We start from the raw sequence: 3767 nt of genomic DNA, 5'->3' as shown, positions 1-3767 counted from the left end.
CCGTCGGCGCCCAGGCTGGCCAGCACGGCACGCGCGCCCGCGGCCCGCAGTTTGCCCGCGGCCTCCATCACGTCGCCGAGGCAGCGGATGGGCATGCCGGTGGCGCCGGAAAGCTCCTCGAGGTTCGGCTTGACCAGCGCGGGCGACGCGCCGAGCGCACTGGCGAGCGCCGGGCCGCTGGTGTCGACCGCCATGTGGATGCCCGCTCCCGTGAACCTGCGGCACAGCCGGGCGTAGACGTCGGCGGGGACCTCGGGGGGCAGGCTGCCCGACGCGACCACCCAGTCCGCCTCGTGGGCGGCGTCGAGCACGGCGTCGGCGATCGTGTCCAGCTCTTCGGCTGACAGCGCCGTGCCCGGCTCGTTGATCTTGGTGATCGTGCCGTCAGGCTCGGCCAGCGTGACGTTCGACCTGGTCGGGCCGGCCACGGGAACGGTGACCATGTCGAGCCCCTCCGCTGCGAGGAGCCGTACGAGCTGCCTGCCCTCGTCCCCGCCGAACGGCACCACCGCCCGGCTCGACACGGCGTTGGCCAGCAGGGCGCGTGAGACGTTGACGCCCTTGCCGCCGGGGTCCAGGTGGGCGGCGGCGGCGCGGATGACCGCGCCGCGGTCGAGTGCGGCGATCTCGATGGTGCGGTCGAGGCTCGGATTGAGCGTCAGGGTGAGGATCACGCCCTGATCACCTCCGGGCCCGCCGCCGCGAGGTCGGCGGCCAGGGCGACGTCGAGCCCCGTGTCGGAGATCACCACGTCGATCTCGCTCAGGTCGGCGAACCTGGCCAGGTACGTGTTCGTGAACTTGGTGTGGTCGGCCAGCAGCACGCTGCGCTGCGCGGCCCTGACCATGGCCTGCTTGATCGCCGCCTCCGCTGGGTCGGGGGTGGTCAGACCCCTGGTGAGCGAGCAGCCGTTGGTCGCCATGAAGGCCACGTCCACGTTGAGGCCGGCCAGCGGGCGCAGCGCCCAGTCGTCGACCGTGGCCAGCGTCTTGCCGCGCACCCGGCCGCCCAGCATGATCACGTGCAGGTTGGCGCGGGCGGCGAGCGCGGTGGCCAGCGGCGGCGAGTTCACCACGACGGTGAGCTCGCGGTCGGCGGGCAGCACCTTGACCAGCCGGCCCATGGTGGTGCCCGCGTCGATGATCACGGAACCGTCCTCGGGCAGCTCGGCCAGCGCCGCCTTGGCGATGCGCTCCTTCTCGGCGGTCATCACCTCGTCGCGGGCGGCCAGCGCGGGCTCGAACCCGAGGCGCTCCACGGGGATCGCGCCCCCGTGTACCCGGCGCAGCACGCCCGCCCGCTCGAGCGACGTGAGGTCGCGGCGGATCGTCTCTGTGGTCACGTCGAGCTCGGCGGCCAGCGTCACCACGTCGACGCGGCCTGCCGCCCGCGCCCTCCGCAGGATCTCCTGCTGCCGCTCCTCGGCGTACATGATGTTGATTCACCGCCGTTTCGTGTTGGTTTCCTCTTGGTTTATACCCGTTTTCGTTGGGAGGTCAAGGGCTGGTAGGTATAGGCGATGCGAATCATGCCCCTGGCCGCCGCGGCGGCAGCCGTACCCCTCGTCGTCGGGTTCGCCACGCCGGCCCAGGCCACGCCGAGGGTGCCCGCGGGCACGACGGCCTCGTGGCTGGTGTTCGACCGGCAGGCGGGCAAGTTCGTGGCCACGCGTAACGCGCACAGGAAGTTCCGGTCGGCCTCGGTCGTCAAGATCCTCATCGCGATCGACTACCTGGAGCGGCGTAAAAGCGTGCCCGCCGCCGACGCCAAGCTCCTGAAGATCATGCTGCGGTCCAGCGACGACGACGCGGCCTCGACGTTCTGGGACCGCGACGGCAAGGGGCAGATCATCGTGCGCATGGCACGCAAGCTCGGCCTGTCCGACACCGCGCCGCCGCCCGCCTCGAAGCCCGGGTTCTGGGGTTACACCTCGCTGAGCGCGTACGACATCGTGCGGACCTACCGCTACCTGCTCGACAGGGCCGACGCCAGGGTCAGGGACACGATCCTGGGCCACCTGCGGCAGTCCACGCCGTGCGGGACCGACAGCTTCGACCAGACGTTCGGCATTCCCGACGCGGTGCCGCGGCCGTGGGCGGTCAAGCAGGGCTGGTCGGGGTTCGGCACGACGCCGCCCACGCGGTGCTCCGACGCCCGGGCCGCCGGGGCGCCCATCTCGTGGATCTCCCAGCGGGCCACCGGCTCGGGCGTGCCCGACTACGGCCGGCCGGTACTGCACACGACGGGGCTGGTGGGCAAGAACGAGCGGTACGTGGTGGCGGTGTTGACGGCACACCCGGCGGGCGGCACGTGGAGCGCCTCGGTCAAGCGCATCACCACGCTGACGGGCGAGCTGTACCGGAGCATCTCTTGAATCAAGGGGGTCCTTCGCCGCATATGCCACAGGCGACCGGAGGTCAGCGCATCGCTTGGGCCGAGGTGCCTGCCGAGGTGAGGACGTCGATCGAGAAGCTGCTCGGAAGCGAGGTGATCAGCGCGATCAGCCAGCCGGGCGGCTTCTCCGAGGGCGTGGCCGCCCGGCTGCGCCTGGCCGATGGCAGACGGGCGTTCGTCAAGGCGGCGAGTTCACTCGTGGCACCTGGGGTGGCGCAGTTCCACCGCCGGGAGATCGAGGTTTCCCGGCGGCTGCCCGACGGGGTGCCGGCGCCCCGGTTGCTCGACGCCTATGACGACGGCACGTGGGTGGCCCTGGTGTTCGAGGACATCGAGGGACGGCTGCCGGCCCAGCCGTGGGAGCGTGACGAGTTCGACCGCGTGCTCGCGGCCACGACCAGGTTGGCGCAGGTGCTGACCCCGTCGCCGATCGACCCGGCCACGTTGGCGCGGCCACGGCTCGGCGGGTGGCTCGCACTGGCGGACGAGGGCGGTGCCGCACGCCTTGCCTCGTTGTCGCGGTGGGCGAGCGATCATCTCGATGAACTGATCGCACTCGAGGAGGCGGCTGCTTCGTCTCTTACGGGCGAGACGCTCCTGCACGGAGATCTCTACCCGTTCAACATCATGCTCACCCCGGATCGCGTTTTCGTCGTTGACTGGCCCCACGCATGGGTCGGGGCCCCGCATTGCGATGTGCTCACACTCCTCTCGAGCGCCTCGCTGAGCGGGCTGGACCCGCAGGCGTTCGCCGAAGAGCATCCGCTGACTCGCGACCTCGGCCAGGAACCGATCAACGTCTTCCTCGCCATGCACGCCGGCTTCCTGTTGCGGCTGGCGGCCAACGTCGGACCGGGCGTCGATCGCCATCTGGTCGACATGGCCACCGCGTTGGGCACGGCATCGCTGCACTGGCTCCGGCAGCGGCTGTAGGCCGTCAGAAAAACGTGAACATGCGCGCGCCCGGCTCGAGCGCCACGGGCGGGCCCGCGTAACGGTGTACGCCGACGCCGTCTCCCTCCCCCTCCACCTGCACCCGCTCGAACCCGCCGCCCTCGAACCAGCCGCAGATCCGCGGCACCAGGTCGGGCTCGCGCCGGTGCCTGGTCCAGATCACGGTGGCGTCCGGGGCGCAGAGCCGCGGCAGCAGGCCGACCGTGCGCCGGATGTCGTCGTCGCTCACGTTCCCGAACACGCCGCACACCAGCACCAGGTCCGCGGGCACCGCGCCGGCGTACGCGTCGAGCAGCGCCGCGTCCCCCCGTACCACCTCGACACCCGGAGGGGCGGCCCGCCTGGCGGCGGCGACGTTGTACTCGTCCAGCTCCACGAGCCGGGCCCGCACCTGGTCGCGCCTGGGATGGGCGGCGAGC

At 71.6% G+C, this 3767-nt stretch carries 5 protein-coding genes; 2 read left to right on the top strand and 3 right to left on the bottom strand.

Going from position 1 to position 3767, the window contains the following annotated elements:
* Positions 1-674 (bottom strand): hexose kinase (locus AB0J09_RS58855; protein ID WP_360712078.1); only part of this gene is annotated, 674 nt, incomplete at its 3' end.
* Positions 671-1432: a DeoR/GlpR family DNA-binding transcription regulator gene (locus tag AB0J09_RS58850; RefSeq protein ID WP_360712075.1), complete on the bottom strand. Its 762-nt coding sequence runs from the start codon at positions 1430-1432 to the stop codon at positions 671-673. The genes AB0J09_RS58855 and AB0J09_RS58850, both read right to left, overlap by 4 nt.
* An 87-nt stretch (positions 1433-1519) precedes the next feature.
* On the opposite strand from AB0J09_RS58850, the gene AB0J09_RS58845 reads away from it, so the two are divergent.
* Together AB0J09_RS58845 and AB0J09_RS58840 are read left to right on the top strand one after the other, a co-directional pair.
* Positions 1520-2374 (top strand): hypothetical protein, encoded by an 855-nt coding sequence (locus tag AB0J09_RS58845; protein WP_360712072.1) that lies wholly within the window; start codon positions 1520-1522, stop codon positions 2372-2374.
* Positions 2375-2451: 77 nt separating this feature from the next.
* Positions 2452-3327 carry an aminoglycoside phosphotransferase family protein gene (locus AB0J09_RS58840; protein ID WP_360712069.1) on the top strand — a complete coding sequence of 292 codons (876 nt, stop codon included), beginning with the start codon at positions 2452-2454 and terminating at the stop codon, positions 3325-3327.
* Positions 3328-3331: 4 nt separating this feature from the next.
* Here the strand turns inward: AB0J09_RS58840 and AB0J09_RS58835 are convergent.
* Positions 3332-3767 (bottom strand): SAM-dependent methyltransferase (locus AB0J09_RS58835; RefSeq protein WP_360712066.1); only part of this gene is annotated, 436 nt, incomplete at its 5' end.

It is taken from the genome of Nonomuraea sp. NPDC049784 (assembly GCF_040659615.1).
Taxonomy (GTDB): Bacteria; Actinomycetota; Actinomycetes; order Streptosporangiales; family Streptosporangiaceae; genus Nonomuraea.
This window is presented reverse-complemented; position numbering and strand designations above follow the sequence as displayed.